The 17,122-nt window shown below is 61.0% G+C and carries 16 protein-coding genes; 5 read left to right on the forward strand and 11 right to left on the reverse strand.

Annotated features, from left to right (window positions below):
- Positions 1 to 59 precede the first annotated feature (59 nt).
- Complete coding sequence (locus B5525_RS25895; protein ID WP_244568080.1) at positions 60 to 782, reverse strand: TetR/AcrR family transcriptional regulator; 723 nt, start codon at positions 780 to 782, stop codon at positions 60 to 62.
- A gap of 229 nt (positions 783 to 1,011) precedes the next feature.
- On the opposite strand from B5525_RS25895, the gene B5525_RS25900 reads away from it, so the two are divergent.
- The 5 genes from B5525_RS25900 (at position 1,012) to B5525_RS25920 (ending at position 5,420) form a co-directional block, all read left to right on the forward strand.
- Positions 1,012 to 2,037 carry an MBL fold metallo-hydrolase gene (locus B5525_RS25900; protein ID WP_154073427.1) on the forward strand — a complete coding sequence of 342 codons (1,026 nt, stop codon included), beginning with the start codon at positions 1,012 to 1,014 and terminating at the stop codon, positions 2,035 to 2,037.
- A gap of 56 nt (positions 2,038 to 2,093) precedes the next feature.
- Complete coding sequence (locus B5525_RS25905; RefSeq protein WP_079568554.1) at positions 2,094 to 3,146, forward strand: MBL fold metallo-hydrolase; 1,053 nt, start codon at positions 2,094 to 2,096, stop codon at positions 3,144 to 3,146.
- A gap of 131 nt (positions 3,147 to 3,277) precedes the next feature.
- Positions 3,278 to 4,144, forward strand: a complete 867-nt coding sequence (locus tag B5525_RS25910; protein ID WP_079568555.1) for an MBL fold metallo-hydrolase — start codon at positions 3,278 to 3,280, stop codon at positions 4,142 to 4,144.
- Between the two features lie 145 nt (positions 4,145 to 4,289).
- The gene (locus B5525_RS25915; protein ID WP_172899968.1) at positions 4,290 to 4,898 is read left to right on the forward strand and encodes a glutathione S-transferase family protein; all 609 of its coding nucleotides are present in this window, start codon (positions 4,290 to 4,292) and stop codon (positions 4,896 to 4,898) included.
- Positions 4,899 to 5,018: 120 nt separating this feature from the next.
- Positions 5,019 to 5,420, forward strand: coding sequence for a hypothetical protein (locus B5525_RS25920; protein ID WP_154073429.1), 402 nt, complete (start codon positions 5,019 to 5,021; stop codon positions 5,418 to 5,420).
- Between the two features lie 527 nt (positions 5,421 to 5,947).
- Here the strand turns inward: B5525_RS25920 and B5525_RS25930 are convergent.
- From B5525_RS25930 to B5525_RS25970, 10 genes are all read right to left on the reverse strand, one after another.
- Complete coding sequence (locus B5525_RS25930; protein ID WP_079568559.1) at positions 5,948 to 6,262, reverse strand: LysR substrate-binding domain-containing protein; 315 nt, start codon at positions 6,260 to 6,262, stop codon at positions 5,948 to 5,950.
- A gap of 319 nt (positions 6,263 to 6,581) precedes the next feature.
- The gene (locus tag B5525_RS25935) at positions 6,582 to 7,427 is read right to left on the reverse strand and encodes a universal stress protein (protein WP_079568560.1); all 846 of its coding nucleotides are present in this window, start codon (positions 7,425 to 7,427) and stop codon (positions 6,582 to 6,584) included.
- Positions 7,428 to 7,457: 30 nt separating this feature from the next.
- Positions 7,458 to 8,135, reverse strand: a complete 678-nt coding sequence (locus B5525_RS25940; RefSeq protein WP_172899969.1) for a TetR/AcrR family transcriptional regulator — start codon at positions 8,133 to 8,135, stop codon at positions 7,458 to 7,460.
- 212 nt (positions 8,136 to 8,347) lie between these two features.
- A complete protein-coding gene (locus B5525_RS25945; RefSeq protein ID WP_079568562.1) occupies positions 8,348 to 9,436 on the reverse strand; it encodes an enolase C-terminal domain-like protein in 1,089 nt (362 codons plus the stop codon).
- Positions 9,437 to 9,459: 23 nt separating this feature from the next.
- Positions 9,460 to 10,656, reverse strand: a complete 1,197-nt coding sequence (locus tag B5525_RS25950; protein ID WP_079568563.1) for an alpha-hydroxy-acid oxidizing protein — start codon at positions 10,654 to 10,656, stop codon at positions 9,460 to 9,462.
- An 11-nt stretch (positions 10,657 to 10,667) separates the two neighbouring features.
- The gene (locus B5525_RS46580) at positions 10,668 to 11,075 is read right to left on the reverse strand and encodes a thiamine pyrophosphate-dependent enzyme (RefSeq protein WP_244567577.1); all 408 of its coding nucleotides are present in this window, start codon (positions 11,073 to 11,075) and stop codon (positions 10,668 to 10,670) included.
- A gap of 12 nt (positions 11,076 to 11,087) precedes the next feature.
- On the reverse strand, positions 11,088 to 12,239 hold the full coding sequence (gene mdlC / locus B5525_RS25955) for a benzoylformate decarboxylase (protein WP_244567578.1): 1,152 nt from the start codon (positions 12,237 to 12,239) through the stop codon (positions 11,088 to 11,090).
- Complete coding sequence (locus tag B5525_RS25960; protein ID WP_079568564.1) at positions 12,236 to 12,604, reverse strand: hypothetical protein; 369 nt, start codon at positions 12,602 to 12,604, stop codon at positions 12,236 to 12,238. Before B5525_RS25960 ends, mdlC begins: the two co-directional genes overlap by 4 nt.
- A 75-nt stretch (positions 12,605 to 12,679) precedes the next feature.
- The gene (locus tag B5525_RS25965) at positions 12,680 to 13,942 is read right to left on the reverse strand and encodes an efflux RND transporter periplasmic adaptor subunit (protein ID WP_172899970.1); all 1,263 of its coding nucleotides are present in this window, start codon (positions 13,940 to 13,942) and stop codon (positions 12,680 to 12,682) included.
- Positions 13,935 to 17,117 carry an efflux RND transporter permease subunit gene (locus B5525_RS25970; RefSeq protein WP_079568566.1) on the reverse strand — a complete coding sequence of 1,061 codons (3,183 nt, stop codon included), beginning with the start codon at positions 17,115 to 17,117 and terminating at the stop codon, positions 13,935 to 13,937. Before B5525_RS25970 ends, B5525_RS25965 begins: the two co-directional genes overlap by 8 nt.
- Between the last annotated feature and the right edge of the window lie 5 nt (positions 17,118 to 17,122).

Genomic DNA, 17,122 nt, shown 5'->3' on the forward strand with positions numbered 1-17,122 from the left:
AGTTCGTTTGTGCTCGATCATCGCTGTATTCAGGAGCACTCGCACGGGACGAGGTCTGCCTAGTTTTTCGTTCGCGGTTTGGGAGCCTGGCTCGACCGCTCATCGAGAGACGCCAGTACATGTCGCCGAGCGTTCTCCAGAATTTCGTTCGAAAACGCTGGCGCAGCCTGTGCGACAGACCGTGACAGGACCAGCGCACCCAGCATTTCGCAGTGCAAGTTGATTGCCCGTTCGCGTAGCGTCCTACGCTCGCCCGCCGCAGCCAATCCACTTTCTGCGATCAGTCCGGCCAGGATCGTTATCTGATCGTCTAATCCGCCGGCGAAGTGCGACTGCGCTCCGGCGCCCAAGCGAGGGGCATCGCCAGCAAATCCGGTGACAGGACAGCCGTGATCGATGTTGTCGCGGTGGGCTTGCGACAGATACCAGTTTATGTAGCGCCGAAGAGCAGTGGTGGACTCATCGACGGGAGCCCTTGCCATTTTGGCGAACTCGGCGTTGCCCTCGGCGATCGCCGAAGCAAGTACCTCGGCCACTAGGTCGGCCTTCGACTCAAAGTGGTTATAAAAACCACCTTGCGTAAAGCCGGCATGCTTCATCAGTTCGCTCAGCCCGACGGCCTCCACTCCCCGTTCTCTGAATAGCCGCGTCGCCGCCGCAACAATCGCGCGGCGGTTTTCCGCAGCCTGTTCTCTCGACACGCCCAAAGCCTGCTCCTCGATTCGTTGCCGCCAGAGGCATGGATTTAATATATCACGATTTCGTTTACAATCAACAATCACGGTCAAGATTCCGGTTCGAAGGTCGGCGCGAAGAAGCAGGAGAGGCTCCGCCATCGAGCGCAAATTCAATAAGTTAGCTGAAGCGAGGTGTTACACTCAACCCCCGATGGGTTAACTGCTTGGTCTTTTGCCTCGGAATGAGTTGACAAATACAATTGTGATCGACATTGTGTTCATCGAACATTACCGCTCCCGCGCTGCACACAGCGCCTTCACCTTGGAGATCGACATGATTAAGCCTCCGACGCTCACCCGCCGCAGCGTATTTCGTGCCGGCGCCGGCCTGGCCGTTGCTGCAACGGCAACACCGGTGCTCACCGCTTCCTCGGTCCGGGCGGAGACCGCCCGTCAAGCCGACGCGGAAGCCATGAACGGCGATGGCTTCTATCGCTTCAAGATCGGGGACTTCCAAGCCACCGTGATCTCGGATGGCTCCGGGCAGATACCGATACGGCCGATCCTCGCCATGAACGTGTCTGAAGCTGAACTTGCTCCGGTGTTGAAGGCAAACTTCATGCAGCCGGTGATCCATATCACCAACAACATCTTGGTGGTCGACACCGGACGGGAGCGTATCCTTGTCGACACCGGCTTTGGCGAGAAACTCGGCCCATCCTACGGTAGCTTTCCCGAGCTCGAGGCGAACCTGCGCCGGGCCGGGATCGCGCCCGAGAGCATAGATCTGGTCGTGACGTCGCACGGTCATTTGGACCATATCGGCGGCTTGGTGACGAAATCGGGCGCGCTGGCGTTTCCGAAGGCTCAGTTCGTCTTTGTCGATACGGAGTGGAACTACTGGACCGGCAGCCGTTACGAAAGCGAGGTCAACAGTTCGCCGATGCCCGACGGGTTTAAGAAGGGCACGATTGGGGCGGCTCGAGATAACCTGCCGCCGGTCGCCAACCGAACCCGGTTCGTGAAGCAGGGCGGCGAAATCACAGCTGGCGTGCACTATGTTGCGGCGCCGGGACATTCGCCGTCCCATGCCACGATCCTGTTCACCTCGGGCAACGATCAATTCATGCATATGGGTGACATCGCCCATAACCCGGTGACGAGCCTGCAGCATCCCGACTGGTCGCCCATTTTCGACTACGATCCCGCGCAGGCGATCAAGTCGCGCAAGGCCATCCTAAGCCGCGTCGCGACCGACCGGATCATGGTGATGGGCTATCATTTTCCGTTCCCGGCTCTTGGGCATGTCGTCCGACGCGACGCGGCATACCACTGGGAAGCGGCGCAATGGATCTGGTAGCGAGCGGATGACATCGCTCCTCATTTGGCGACCACCTCGCGGATACCGACGCCGTCGTGGCGCTCATCCATTTTTTCCGGATGTCTGGACAAGGGAGAAGGGAAATGCCGTCAAGTAACTCCGGCTTTCAGCGCTTGTCGCAAGCCGCTCTGTCCCGTTCACGGTTTCTCCGTCTCACCGCGGGCGCGCTGCTCCCATTCGTCGGCTTACCCCCGTCGGCTGCCGCCAAAAACCCCGAACTGGCGCAAAACAGTGGCGCGCCCGGGACCAGGGATGCAGCGGCGTCGGGCCGCATGGGGGCCATCCTCGTAAGCCGGTTCGGGCCCGTCAAAATTCATTCGTACCTCAGTCCCCTTGACGGCTTTCACGTCAATACGCAGATGATCGAGGGGCCAACGGCGGCCGTCATCTTCGATGGTCAGCTCCTGCTGCCGTATGCCGACGAAGTTGCGTCATACGTGCAGACGCTCGGCAAGCCCGTCGATCGGATCATTCTCTCGCATGCGCATACCGACCACTGGTCCGGTCTTCAGGTTCTGACCGAGCGTTTCCCCGACGCCCGTGTGTTCGCTCTGGACGGGATTGCCGACCAGCTCCACGCAAGAGGTCAAGCCAGACTCGATAGCTTCCGCCCGATATACGGTGACCGGATCGCGACCAAGGTCACCGTCCCGACGGAGATCATCGCCGAAGGTGTGCAAGGGATCGATGGCATCACCTATGACTTCAGGCGGTTCGTCGACGCTGAATCGGATTTGCAGCTCGCCGCTCTGCTGCCCGAGCAAAAAGTGTTGATGGCGTTCGACCTGGTGTTTTCACCGAACGAACACGTCTTCACCGTCGTGGATCATTTCGATCACTGGATGATCGTTCTCGAGCAGCTCAACGCGCTTCAAGGCTACGACACGATCACCATCGGGCATGACGCGCCCGTCCACCGCTCCGCGATCGACAGCACGATTACCTACGTCAAGCGCGCCAGGGAGATCCATGCGGCATCGGCCGACGCGAAAACCTACAGCGAGAGCCTGAAAGCCGCTTTCCCCGACCGGCAGCTGGCCAGCATAGTCGATTTCTCCGCCAGGCTTCTTTACGCCGCGCGCCGTTGAACGGCGCGAGCCAGCAAGGCTTCGGCCGCCTGGGGCGGGATCTTCGCGCGTGGCGCCAGGCACCGCCGTCGCCGCAACCGCGAACCGGTTCGAAGCCCATCCCTGAACATTCTGGACAGCGTGAAGCGCCAATGAAAACCACGGATTCCCGAAGCCAGACCCTTCACTGGGAGCTCTTCATCAGGCAGCGCGGCAGCGCCACCCAGGGCGTGCCGCCCGGCAAGGAAGCGCTGACCTGGGTTGCGAACACCGTCACCCTCATCTGGGGTGAGCGTGATGCGTTGCTGGTCGATACGTTTCTGGGCGAGGCGCAAACAACCGAGTTGGCCGATTGGATAGAGGCCAAGGGCCGAACGCTGCGGACGATCTATCTGACACACGGCCATCCAGACCACTTCTTCGGTCTGACCCTTCTGTTGCAGCGTTTTCCGCAGGCGCGCGCCATAGCTCGACCCAACGTGGTGCGGGCGATGCGCACGGCGGCGGCCCCGGACGTGGTCGCGAATAATTGGTCCCGTCGCTGGCCGGGACAGATTCCAGAACGTCTGACGATCGCCGCCGAGTTGCTGGCTGAGCGCTTCGATCTGGAGGGACACGAGATCCGCGTGATCGACACCGGTCACACAGACACCGACGACACGACCGCGCTGCATATCCCGTCGCTCGGCCTCTTGATCGCCGGCGACGCGATTTACAACGAAACACATCCGTTCCTTGTGGAGTCTGACCGAGCCGGCCGGCAGGCCTGGCTCGCAGCCATCGACCGGCTGGCCGCGATCAATCCGCAAGCAGTCGTCGTGGGCCATGGCCCGCTCAAGCCGGATTGTAGCCCCCGCCACATCGATGCGACGCGCCGATATATCCGCGATTTCGATCGGGTGGACCGCGAGACCGCAACGGCTCGCGACCTCTACGACCGGATGCTCGCCCTCTATCCCAATCGCATCAACCCGGGATCGCTATGGGGCAGCGCCCTGGCCGCGAAAAGCGCAACTTGAAAGGAGCCTCGCCGCTCTCGATCATACCTGCCGATGCAGCGCCGTTCCTGAAGTCCGACTATGGAGATGAGTTAATCCGGTCACCACGCTTTACCGGCACGATCGCCGAAGAGTCCATGTGTCAAGAAAAATGAGGAGAGCTGCAATGAAACTCTACGACCTAAGGACCGGCACCAATACGAGACGTGTGCGCATCTTCTTGGCCGAAAAGGGAGTGAAGCTACCGACCGTTGAGGTGGACATGATGAAGGGCGAGAACAAGGATCCGGAATATCTATCCAAAAACCCGATGGGAACGATGCCTCTCCTCGAACTGGATGATGGAACGCAACTCGCCGAGTCTGTAGCGATCTGCCGGTATATAGAGGAGCTTCACCCGGACCCGCCTCTTTTCGGCACAACGCCGATTGAACGGGCTCTGATCGAGATGTGGAATCGGCGAATGGAGTTAGAGTTGCTGATACCGATAATTGATCATTTCGTGCATTCGTCCACGTTCTATAAGGAACGCCTTTCGCAGGTAGCGGATATTGCGCACCGCGGTCACATGCACGCACAGGCGCGGATGCGCTGGCTCGATGGCGAGTTGGCGATGCGGCCCTTTATAGCCGGTAATCAATACACGATCGCCGACATCACAGCCCAGTGCGCTCTCATACTGGGCAAGAATACCGGAACGCCAATTCCCAACGATTCACAGCATCTTGCGCGATGGTTCACTGATGTATCGAAGAGACCAACCGCTCGAGTGTGAGGAGGCAAAATTTCCGTACGTTGGCCGATTACATCAATGTGTCGGTGCAGCCGATTATGCAACCGGTGGAAACGCCCCGAGGGCTGGGGCGTCTGGCACCACGATCAAAAGGCGAAATCAATGACAACAATAAAGGCGATGCGGCTAGCTTCGCTGGTCACTGCAATCAATGTCCTGGTCGCGAGCGGCTTTTCTATCGCGGCGATCTTCCGTCCGGAAGCCGTGGTGCCTGCCGGCTCCATTCCAACAGAGGCGTCGCTGCTATTAGCCATGTACGCGGCGGCGCGCACAATTCCGCTGGCTTTGTTTGCATTGGCGGCAATCTACAAACAAGCGACGTCTGCGTTGCTGATCCTGGGCACGCTCGCGGGCGCCATGCAATTGCTGGATGCCGGAATCGGTCTGTTTCAGCATGATCTGGGGAAATTCGCTGGGCCGCTCTTTATTGCCGTCCTCCAATTCTTCGCGGTGTATCTGCTTCACAGATCCGTGCGGATCACGCCGCAAACCACGCGCCCATGAACGCCCGCTAGGGTGTCCGAGTCGGTGAATCAGGAGTTAACTTTCCAGCAAATTTCGCCGCTCGGCGACTTCGCGACTCAGTCTATGACGTCTTCGTCGCACGAAAAGTGGGTGACACACAGATGCCAAATTCAAATGACGTCGCAAGCAACGAGATGCTTTGGAAGCGCGTCCTGTCACTGCTCGTCGTAGGTGCCAGCGCGTTGGGTGGAAGCGCAGTGTTGCTGATACAGGCGTTGCCACCAATACTTCACGGATTTCCATAGAGCCGGAGACGGGTCTTGAGTGACACGGGCCAAGTTGAGCGGCAAAGGAGTGTGCAATGAAACGTCCAACAAAACGTCCAACAACGAAAGTTGGTCGGAGTCGTAAAGCATTGGTATTGCTTGAAAAAATTGCAAGAAAAATTTGAGTCGGAGCGCTTCACCCGCTCTACGATTTTCCACGCCACTCTACGATTTTGTGCGATTTGGCACGCTCTTAAGCGCCCGTCTTCTCGCCGACGAGCCGTTTGAGATCAACCTCTCCTAGAAACCTATCCCGCTGTCTGCTTCTCCTTCGACGGAGGGGACGAGGTTCGCGGCGAGAAAGTCCACGAATGCTCTGAGCTTGGGAGCGAGATGCCGACTCGACGGCCACATGACCCGAAGCGGTCCGGAGCGATCGGTGTAGTCGTCGAGCACAGTGACGAGCAGACCTTCACGAAGTTGCCTGCCTATGGCGAAGTCGGGCAGGTAGGCGATGCCCAGGCCTTGCTCGGCCAGATGGATCAGCGGCTCAAGCGTGCTTGCGACCGCCGTTTTCGGAAGTTCAATCTCGACGCCGGCTTGCTCGGGCGGCACGGGCCATTGCTCGAACCGTCTGCTGGTCGGAAACTTGCGGAAGAGAGCGGGAGTCTAGACGTCCGTCGCATGGCTGCGAGGACCGCGATTTGGACGCAACCTAATCTCAAGACAGCTCAAAGTGAGCGGCCACGCCGCATGTCCAAAATTGTCGAAGGCGTTTTTGTGCCGAGGCTTAATTCGCTGAATGAGTGGTTACGGAATGACCGCTTCTGGCGGATTGTGTTGAAAAACTCGGACGCAAAACGCGCATTGCGATCTTCCTTATCCCCGCAGGCTTAAATGGCTTATCTGGCGCCGCTCTCAGGAGGTAACTCGCTTACCGTGACATCAGAAGCGGAACAGGCGCCAGTTTCAGCAACGTCCGGGTTACGCCGCCGAACAGCATCTCGACAGAGCGGGCGTGGCTGTAGGCGCCAATGACGATCAGATCCATGCCGTGAGCTGCGGCACACGACAGGATGACGTCGGCGACCGGGGAGCCTTGCGACAACACCTGCTCTATTTCGACGCGGGCACCGTGCCGCGTGAGATACAGGGCGATATCAGCGCCGGGCTCCTCGCCGTGCCGGCCTGCTCTCTGTTCCGAATCGACAACCAAAAGAGTGACGGAACTAGCCGCGACGAGGAAGGGGAGCGCGTCTGCGACTGCGCGCCGGGCCTCACGGCTGGCGTTCCAGCCGACCAGTATCTTGTTGCCGATAGATTCGGATTTCCAGCCGCTCGGTATGACGAGAATGGGAGCGCCGCTGGACAGCAGGAGCTTTTCAGGAGATGTGTAGCCGCGCAGCTCTTGCAGCTCACGCTGACCGATCACCACGAGATCGGAATGAAGCGAGTTGAGAGTGAGATCGTCGTCAGGTCCACCTCGACGGATCACCCGGAATTCTGCACGGAGATCGCGCTTCGCGGATATGGCCTCGAAGCGCCGGCGAACATCGGAAGTCACAGCCTCGTCGGCCGCCTTCTGCGAGGCGAGCGCGGCCCGGATCGCCTTCTCACCAATCACATAGTAATCGGATCGATACTCCGGGCGAACCGCAGATACGACGTGGATTCCGGCAAGGTGGGCGTCGCACCGGTGAGCGAGCGCAGCTGCATAGTCGATCCGCTTCTCTCCTTCGGGGGTGGCGTCGACGAACACCCCAATGCTTTTCAAAGTCATGGCATCCTTTCCTATCGGCAGTTTCTGACGTCATTCAGCGTGTCGCGAAGCTCGGCTCGGCGACATGGATCGGTTCAACAAGGCATCTGCGATCAATCGGCTCACCGCCTCGCGCGTAGAGGCGTCGTACCTGTCCCGGTAGGACAGGACGACGTCCGGCTCGACCAGAGCACAGGCTGCCGCCTTTATGCGCCTTGCTTCTTGTTCGGCATCACCGGCCAGCCCGAAATCTCCCGATGCGCTCGCTGCAGCGAGTATCTTGGTGATGTGGCGGACGAGGCGCGCGTCGTAGTGCCTGTAGCAGGGCCATTGTTCTGCCGTGGCATCGGCGAGCAACTCGCTGACCCGCGGCTCGCGATCAGCGAAGATGATCAGAGCCGTGTTCAAGCCGGTGAGAAACCCACTGAGCCGATCGCGCGCCGAATGGCCGTTGCAGATCGCGCAAGCAAGGGCTGCGCGTTCGGTCTCGTGCAGGTAGTGGGACGCAAGCGCTCCGAGGATCGCGCGGCGGCTTGAGAAATACCGATAGACGTTGGCGGGGGAGAAGCCGCAGGCGTCTGCCACGTCCGCCACAGTGATTTTGCGATGGCCGTAAATTCTGAGAAGCCGTTCCGTTTCGAGGAGGATGCGTGTGGCATTTTCCCGAGGGGCGCGTCGCAAGTCACCGTACAGCCGTGGGCTGGCATCAGGCTTGTCGACAGCTTCCACTGACGATGATCGAACTCGCCGGGGGTCTGGGAGGGCGGCGAAATGATGCGCGGTCGCCGACTCCGTCCGGGGGTGGGCGAGGGGCCCGATCGTATCGGTCGCGGGCGGGACCGGGCATGTTGCCGAAGTAAGGGGCCGACTTGACATAGCGACCTTCAGTGACAATGAGAGTTTTCAGTTTTTGCGGATGGCCGCGGAGCATTTGTCGCCCATCACGAGAAGGCGTAGCGCGCGACTGCGTGCTCGTCCCAATCCAGCCCGAGCCCGGGCCCGCGCGCGGTGACCGTGCCGTCAACGAGCAGCAGCCGTTCGGTCAGAACAGCGCCGGCAATGTCCAGATATTCAAACCAGGCAGCTGTCGTCGCAACGGCCATCACATGCGCGCTCGGCTCGACAAAGGTGTGATTTGACAATGGCAACGCCGCGGCTTCTGCCTGTGCCGTTGCTGAAAGCCAGCCGGTGACACCGCCGATCTTCATGATGTCGACCATCGCAAGATCGGACGCACCGGCGGCGATGGCGTTCGCCATCCCGTGAGGAAACCACCAGTTCTCCCCTGTCTGAATCGGTACTGGCCGGACGCGCTCGCGAACCTCGCGATGGCCCACAAGATCTTCGGCCGCAACCGGCTCTTCCACCCAGGTCAGATCGAAATCTTGCAGCCGACGGATGCGCTCGACCGCGCCGGCAGTGCTTTGCGACTGATTGAAGTCGAGCATCAACCGCACACGGTCGCCGATCGTTCGCCGCACATCGGCGACGATAGCCACGTCGCTCTCCACAGCTCCTGCGCCAAGCTTGATCTTGATCGCCTTGAAGCCGCTCGCGACGGACGTCTCGAGCCAGGGCAAATCGGTTCGCCGATCAAGTACGCCGAAACTGTCGTATGCCGGTAGCGGCCGTAGCTCGCCACCGAGCATCACCACAAGGGGAACGTCCATCGCGCGCGCAAGCGCGTCCCATAACGCCATATCGAGAGTGCCGACCACCATGCCGGCGAATCCCTGCCAGCCGACCAGCTTGAGACGCTTCTCCACCTGCCGCATCCGCGCACGCGGGCTGACGGATTTTCCGAGGAGTTCAGGGGTGATGTCGCGCACGAACTGCGTGAGCGAACGCAGGGTGAGCTGCGTATAGGCGAACGCATAGGCTCGTCCCGTCACCCCCGCGTCCGTCAACACATCGATCAGCAGGAGTGGGGCGTCGAGCACGTCACCTGAAGCTGTCCTGATCGGGCGTGGCAGCGGCGCGACCACCGGTCGGACTCGAATCTCCTGGATCACGAGATCGGGAATGCTCATGTGCGTTATCCTCTTTATCGGTATTAACCGTTTGTCTGGCGTTCGAGCAGATCCATTCCAACCGATCGTCGCGGCGCGGTCGCAGGCATCGATCCGTCGGCCATGACATAGTCGGGCGACAACTGGCCGATCGATGGGCATCCAATCTGCGCTAACGTCCGGTCGACTTCGTCCTTGAGCAAGCGAAGGACGTGGTCGACGCCGGCTTCACCAGCCGCTGCTAGGCCGTAGAGCGTCGCGCGTCCAAGCACCACCGCGTTCGCGCCGAGCGCCAACGCTTTCACGATGTCGGTCCCGCGGCGATAGCCGCTGTCGATCAGGATCGGCGCCGAGATCCGCGCCCGGCTCTCCGCGAGGACATCGAGCGGCGAGACGGCTGCATCGAGCTGGCGAGCTCCATGGTTGGAAAGGATCACCCCATCGGCGCCGGCCGAGATGCATCGCTCAGCATCGTCGGGACGCATGATGCCCTTCACCAACAACTTGCGCGGCCAGAGTTTGCGCAGCCAGCTAAAGTCGTCCCAGTTGAAGCTGGAATCCATCTGTCGGCTCATAACCGTGGCCTGGATCTCGCCATCCGAGGAATCGGCGGTCACGAAGTTCCCGAGCTGAGGCATGCCACTGAGCATGAAGCCGAACGACCATCGAGGGTGCGTGACGCCGTCATAGATCAGCCCGGGCGTATAACGCATCCGCAGACCGAAGTTGTTGCGCAGATCGCGCTCGCGGTTGCCGTTCACCCCGACATCGGTCGTGAGCACAAGGGTAGAATAGCCAGCCGCCTCGGCGCGACGAACCATCTGCTCCGCGAGCTTGCGCTGAACGATATAGAGCTGGAACCAGAGGTCGGCCTTGGATGCGGCTGCCACCTCCTCGATCGAGGCATTCGAGGCAGTCGACAGCACGAAGGGAATGCCCGCCCTCCCGGCCGCACGGGCGAGCAAAAGGTCGCCCTTCGGCCAAAGCGCGCCGTTCAGGCCGGTGGGCCCGATCATGAAGGGAGCAGACTGATGTCGTCCAAACAGTTCGATGCCGCTGTCGCGCCTGCTGACGTCGACGAGACGGCGCGGCATCAATCGATAGCGTTCGAAGACCTCTCGATTGTGTTTCATACCGATTTCGTCTTCGGCGCCGCCTTCGAGATAATCGAATATGATCTTGGGCAGGCGGCTTTGCGCGAGGATGCGGTAGTCTTCGACGTTGACAGGCTTCATGGACATGGCGATCTCCGTCAGAATCCCTCAGCGAGGGTAGGCACCTCGATCAGGGTTGGGGCTTGCGAGCCAAGCGCTGCTGCCAGCGCTTGCTTGAGGTCGTCGACCGTGGCGGCGCGCACGCTCTCCACGCCATAGCCCTTGGCCAGCGAGAGGAAGTCGATGCCGGGCACGTCATCGACCTTCAGCACCTCGGCGAACCAGCGCAGCGCGCCGTAGGTGCCGTTCTTCATGATCAGGAAGACCACCGGGATTTTATAGCGCGCGGCGGTCCAGAGCGCGGTGATGCTGTAATTGGCCGACCCATCGCCGATGATGGCGATGACGCGCCGCGATGACTCGGCGAGCTGAACGCCGAGCGCTGCCGGCATAGCAAAGCCAAGACCGCCAGCCGCTCCGAAGTAATAGCTGCCAGGATCCTGCATAGGTAATCGGCGTCACAGGAAGTCGGTCGTTGAGGTCGACTCGTTTACGTAAATCGCATCGCGCGGCGCGATCGCAGCGATGACGTCAAAAACCGCTTCTGGCGACAACGGCGCCGGGCCGACTTCCGCTGGCGCGGGTCTTGCCCGCGGCGTGGGTAACGGGCGGCCGGACTGGCCTACATTGTCGGCCAAAGCTTGAAGCGCAGCATGGATGTCTCCGACGATCGCATCACCCACTGGCGCGCGAGCCGCCTCCTGCGCATCGGACGTCAGCGCAATAAGTTCGGCTCCCTCGGGGAGATACGCCCCCGGCTCGTATTGGTGGTAGCGGAAGACAGGTGCGCCGACGACGAGGATCAGGTTGTGCCCGCTCAGCGCCGCCGAAATCCCCTTGATCGCGGCCGGCAGCAGACCCCGGGAGGATGGATGCGTGGTTGGGAACGGACAGCGCGGTGCCGACGGCGCTACCCAGACCGGCGCGTGAAGCTTCTCAGCCAGACGAACCGCATGAGCATTGGCGCGACACGCGTCGACCTCCGGTCCGAGGATAAGCACGGGATGTTTGGCGGCATTCAGACGTTCGACGATGCGCGACAGCGACGGTCCATCAAACGACTTGACCGCATGAACCTGGCGGTCGAGTAGAGCCGACGATTGCGGATCTGCTTCAGCCGCCCAGTCGTCATAGGGCACTGAGAGATAGACCGGCCCGGACGGTGGCAACGCCGCCATGTGCAGCGCCCGACTCATCGCCAGCGGCACATCCTGAGCGATCGGCGGCTCATAACTCCACTTCACCAGCGGGCGTGGCATTTGCGACGAGTCCAGATTGGTCAACAACGGCTCGACACCCATCATGGCGCGTGTCTGCTGCCCGGCCGTCACGATCAGCGGCGTATGAGAGTTCCACGCATTGGCGAGCGCTCCCATGCCGTTGCCCGTGCCGGCGGCGGAGTGGAGATTGACGAGGGCTGGCTTGGCTGTCGCCTGGGCGTACCCGTCAGCCATGCCCATTGCAACGCCCTCGTGCAGGCCGTGGAAATATCGGAAGTCTGCCGGAAAATCCTTCAGGAACGGCAACTCGTTTGATCCAGGATTGCCGAAGATTGTAGTGACGCCATGCCTGCGCAACAGGTCATATGTCACGTCATGAACGCTCGTCATGATTTCTCTCCTGTCTTGCGATGGGACTGGCGCAGCTCCGGATTTGCGCGGGCCTCGTGATTGTTGTTGTCTGCGGTCTTGGCGTCGCGAGACATTTCCAAGCAGGTCAGCAAATCGACATAGCTCGTAAAATCGCCGATTGTCGCCTCGACCGTGCAGGTCTTTCTGTCCGCACCGGCATATTGCGCCCACGCCTCCCGGAGCTGCCGAAGCGCGGCAGCTTCGTCGCGAGAGCAGCGGGCCACATCGACGCTCGGTCCACCCTCAAAACTGCACTCCCTCACGGTGTCGAACTTCGGCACCGTGTCGGAGACGGCGATTGGCGAAAACGCGGCCAGGATTGCGATCGGTAGATGAAGGAACATGTCAAACTCCTTTTGAGGATGTGTGTTCGAAGGCCGCCCCCTGCGCGGAAAGCCCGTGCAGAACAGAAAGCGGTTCTAGGTGGTCGGACCGGTGCCCAGCGGGCGCGGCTGTACTTTGCTGCCATTGACGAGCGTGACTGGCGGATTGAGGATCACACGCTCGCCAGCCCTCAATCCGGCGTCTACTTCCACCCGGGTGCCCAAGTCGCGTGCGACCCTGACGGTGCGGATCTCGGCTTTGCCATCCTTGACGACGGCCGCCTGCAGGCCATTGCGGTTGAAGAGCAGGGCCTCCGCCGGAATGGTGAAGGACGGCGTCTTGCGCGGTACCTTGAGCTCGACCGAGCAATAGATGCCGGGCGGCAGCGCGCCGTCGGGATTGGGGATATCGATTTCGGTCAAGAGCGTGCGGGTGCCGCTCTGCAGCGCGTCGGCGATCCGGGTCACCTTGCCTTGAAACTCGTGATCCGGCAGTTCGGGCACTCGCACGATCGCATCAACGCCCGGGGCAACACCGAATGCTGCGTCCTGCGGTACATAGACCCACACCCGGATCACGTTCCTTTGCATGATCTCGAACATGAAGGTGCCGGTGTTTGCGTTGCCCTGCGCCAGCGCGCCGACATCGACATTGCGTTGGGTGATGACGCCATCGAAGGGCGCGAGGACCAAGGCATAGGCTCGGTTCTGACGCAGCACCGTGAGCAGATGCTCTTGCGCCGCGACATTTGCTTGCGCGACGCTGACGGCGGCCTCGTCAGCTTTGACTGTTTGCAGGTCGATATCGCCCTGGTGCCCGGTCACCCATCCATCCTTGAGCAACGGTTTGTCGCGGCCCCAGGTCGCTTCTGCGAGCTTCGCGTTGGCTTCCGCCTTCTGCACCGCGGCCTTTAGCTGCTCGAGGGTGGCCTCGTTCTGCGAAATCTGGTCGTCGAGCTCGGGTACTGCGAGCTCTGCGAGCAGTTCGCCCTGCTTGACGTGATCCCCGATATCGACATTGCGCTTGGCAATATAGCCGGTTGCCCGGGCGTAGATGTTGGCAGCGGCGTAGGCTGCGGTGGTGCCCGGCAACGTGACGGGAACAACGGCCGGACTCGCCTCGACAGGCGCGATAAGGACGGACGGCGCGAAGCGACGCGTCTCATCAGCTGTCAGAAGAGCCTGCCGTTGCTGCGCATGGTGGCGCGAGGCACCGAGCGAGATGCCAGTGGTCAGCAACAGGAAGGCGCCGAATGCGAAGATGCGTCCGCCCCAGCGGCGCCGCGCTCGCGAGCGAGGTTTGGATGAGGTTTGATAAGCCTTGCCGGTGTGCACGTCGGTTTGGTCGAGATCATTCATGGGACAACTCCTCAAAGACGCCATATGCGGGAACGCCATCGTTGCGCTTGCGCAGCAAGGCAAAGAGATAGGGGACGATCAGCAGGGTGGTTGGAGTGGCAAACAAGAGTCCGCCGATCACAGCGCGCGCCAGCGCCGCATTCTGCTCCTCGCCTGCGCCGCCAATCGCCATCGGGATCATGCCGACAATCATCGCCGCGGCGGTCATCAGCACCGGGCGGATTCGGGTGCGGCCCGCTTCAAGGGCAGCTCGAAACGCGCTCTTGCCTTTGAGCTGTTGCTCGCGCGCAAACGTCACAAGCAGAATGGAGTTCGCCGAGGCGACGCCGACCGCCATGATCGCGCCCATCAGGGAGGGGACGTTGAGCGTCGTGCCTGTCATGAACAGCATCGTGACGATGCCGCAGAAGGTCGCCGGCAGCGCCAGGATCACCACAAGAGGATCGCCGAAATTCTGGTAGTTGACGACCATCAAGAGGTAAACGAACACGGCTGCAAACAGCAGTCCGATGCCAAGATCACGGAACGCATCGTGCATGCTCTGGATCTGTCCGAGAACCTGGATGCGGTTGCCGGGCTTGAGCTCCCTCTGGAATTGGGCGACGAGCTTGCCGATGTCGGCGGACACACTGCCGAGATCGCGTCCCTGAACGCTGGCATAGATATCGTAGACCGGCTGAATATTGGTCTGGTTGAGATTGGTCGGAACGCTGTCGCGCTTCAGCGTAGCCACGTTGCTCAATAGCCCCGGTACCGGCGGGCCGTTGGCGGCGAACGCGGTGGACACCGGCGTGTTGCCAATGTCGTTGAGCGAGCTCACCAGGTGCTCCGGCGTCTGGACCGCAATGTAATAGGGAATCCCGGCGACGGGATCGGTCCAGAAATTGGGCGCGACCTGCTCCGACGAGCTTAGGCTGGTATTGACATCATTGGCGATGACTTGCGCGTTGAGACCGAGCTGCAGCGCGCGCGATCGGTCGATGTCCACCATGAAGGCCGGCGCATCAAGCTCCTGCTGAAGATGGGCGTCCGCGATGCCCGGAATGCCAACGAGGCGGCGGCGCAGCTCCTCCGCGACGCGCCTGTTGGTCACACGATCGCGACCAACAACCCGTACGTCGATCTGCGCCGGCAAGCCGAAATTGAGGACCTGCGTGATCATGTCGGCGGCCTGGAAATAGAAGGTCGTGGACGGAAATGCAGCCGGCAGCACCTCGCGGAGATTGCGCACATAAGCGGCCGTCGGCGCGTGGCCCTCTTTGAGCGATATTAGAATCGTGCCGTCGTTGACGTTGATGGTCGAGCCGTCGGTGAAGGCGAGGTTGTACACGCGTTGCGGCACGCCAATGTCATCGACGATGAGGTCGCGATCTCGCTCCGGGATGACCTCGCGGATCTTGTCTTCGACCTCGTCGAAGATGCGTTCGGTGGCTTCGATGCGGGTTGCTGCCGGGGCTCGGACATGAAGCTTGATCTGTCCGCCATCGATGTCGGGGAAGAAGTCACGGCCAACCAGCGTCGCCATTGCGCCGCCCAGCGTGAGCATCAGCGCGGCGGCGACCGGGATGATGAGGCGCCGCTTGAGCAACATGGTCAGCACGCGGACATAACCCCGGCGAAACAGCTCGAATCCATGCTCGAAGCGCTGGTGCAAGCGCGCGAACGGGTTGCCGGAGCCGCTCTCCCCGCCGTGATGCTCGCCCTTGAGCAAGAGCCCGATCATGACTGGCGTCAGCGTGCGCGAAAGGCCGTATGACGCCAGCATCGCGAACACCACCGCGAGCCCGAGCGGGGTGAACAGGAATTTTGCGGGCCCTTCAAGGAACACCACCGACGTGAACACGCAGCTGATCGCGAGTGTCGAGACCATGGTCGGCACCGCAATGCCGGCGGAGCCGTGCAGGGTCGCTGCGGCCAGAGTCATGCCTTCGCTGCGCAGCCGGTGGGTGTTCTCGATGGTCACCGTCGAATCGTCGACCAGGATGCCCACAGCAAGCGCCATGCCGCCGAGCGTCATGGTGTTGAGCGTATGGCCCATGAAATAGAGGATGACGATTGAGGTGAGGATCGAGAGCGGAATCGAGATCAGCACGATCAGGGTCGACCGCCAGGACCCGAGAAACAGCAGGATCATCAGCCCGGTGAGGCCGGCGGCGATCGCCCCCTCGCGGAGCACGCCGGCGATCGAAGAAGTAACGAGCTTCGATTGATCGAACAGCTCGTTGATGGAGAGACCAGGAGGTGCCGCCGCCCGGGCGACGTCGAGGACCTTTCGGACCCCTTTGACGACCGCAACGGTCGAGGCATTGCCGTTCTTGAGAACGCTCAGCAAGACGGAACGCCGGCCGTCGTTGCGGACAATGTTCTGCTGCACGGCCCAGCCGTCATGCACCTGGCCGACATCCCTCAGGAACACCGTCTGGCCATTGATATATTTGATCGGAATGTTGTTGAGATCGGTGATGCTCACAGGCATCGCGTTGGTGCGCACCGTGTATTGCGTGTCGCCGATCTTGGCGAGACCGGATGGCAAAGTCAGATTCTGAGCGCTGACCGCGTTCACCACGTCCGCCGGCGTCAGGCCTCTGGCATGAAGCTTGAGCGGATCAATATCTACCATGATTTGCCGATATTTTCCGCCATCGGGAGCCGGAAACGTCACACCCGGAACTGGGGCAAGCTGCTGGCGCAGGTTGTAATAGCCGTAATCGTAAAGCTGTTGCTCGTTGAGCCGATCGGACTTGAGGCTGAGCTGCAGCACAGGAACGCTGGAGGCATTGTACTGCACAACGATCGGCGCCTGGATGCCGGCCGGCATCAGCGCGCGGATGGCGTTCGTCGCCGCGACGATCTGCGAGATGGCGAGGTCGAGGTTGACGCCGGGCTGGAAGTAAATCTTCTGCACCGAGATGCCATTGAGCGTCTGCGCCTCCATGTTCTTGATGCCACTGACGCTTGTACTGATCGAGTACTGGCTATAGGTCGTGACGCGCTGCTCCATCTCCGGCACGCTCAGGCCCGTGTACTGCCAGATCACCGACACCACCGGGATGTCGATCTCGGGGAAGATGTCCTGCGGCATGACCATGATGGCCGAAATGCCGAGAAACAGAATGAACGCGGCGACGACGTAGAAAGTGTACGGAAATCTCAGTGCAAAACGAACGATACCCATTTCGA

The organism is Bradyrhizobium erythrophlei (assembly GCF_900129505.1).
GTDB lineage: Bacteria > Pseudomonadota > Alphaproteobacteria > Rhizobiales > Xanthobacteraceae > Bradyrhizobium > Bradyrhizobium erythrophlei_D.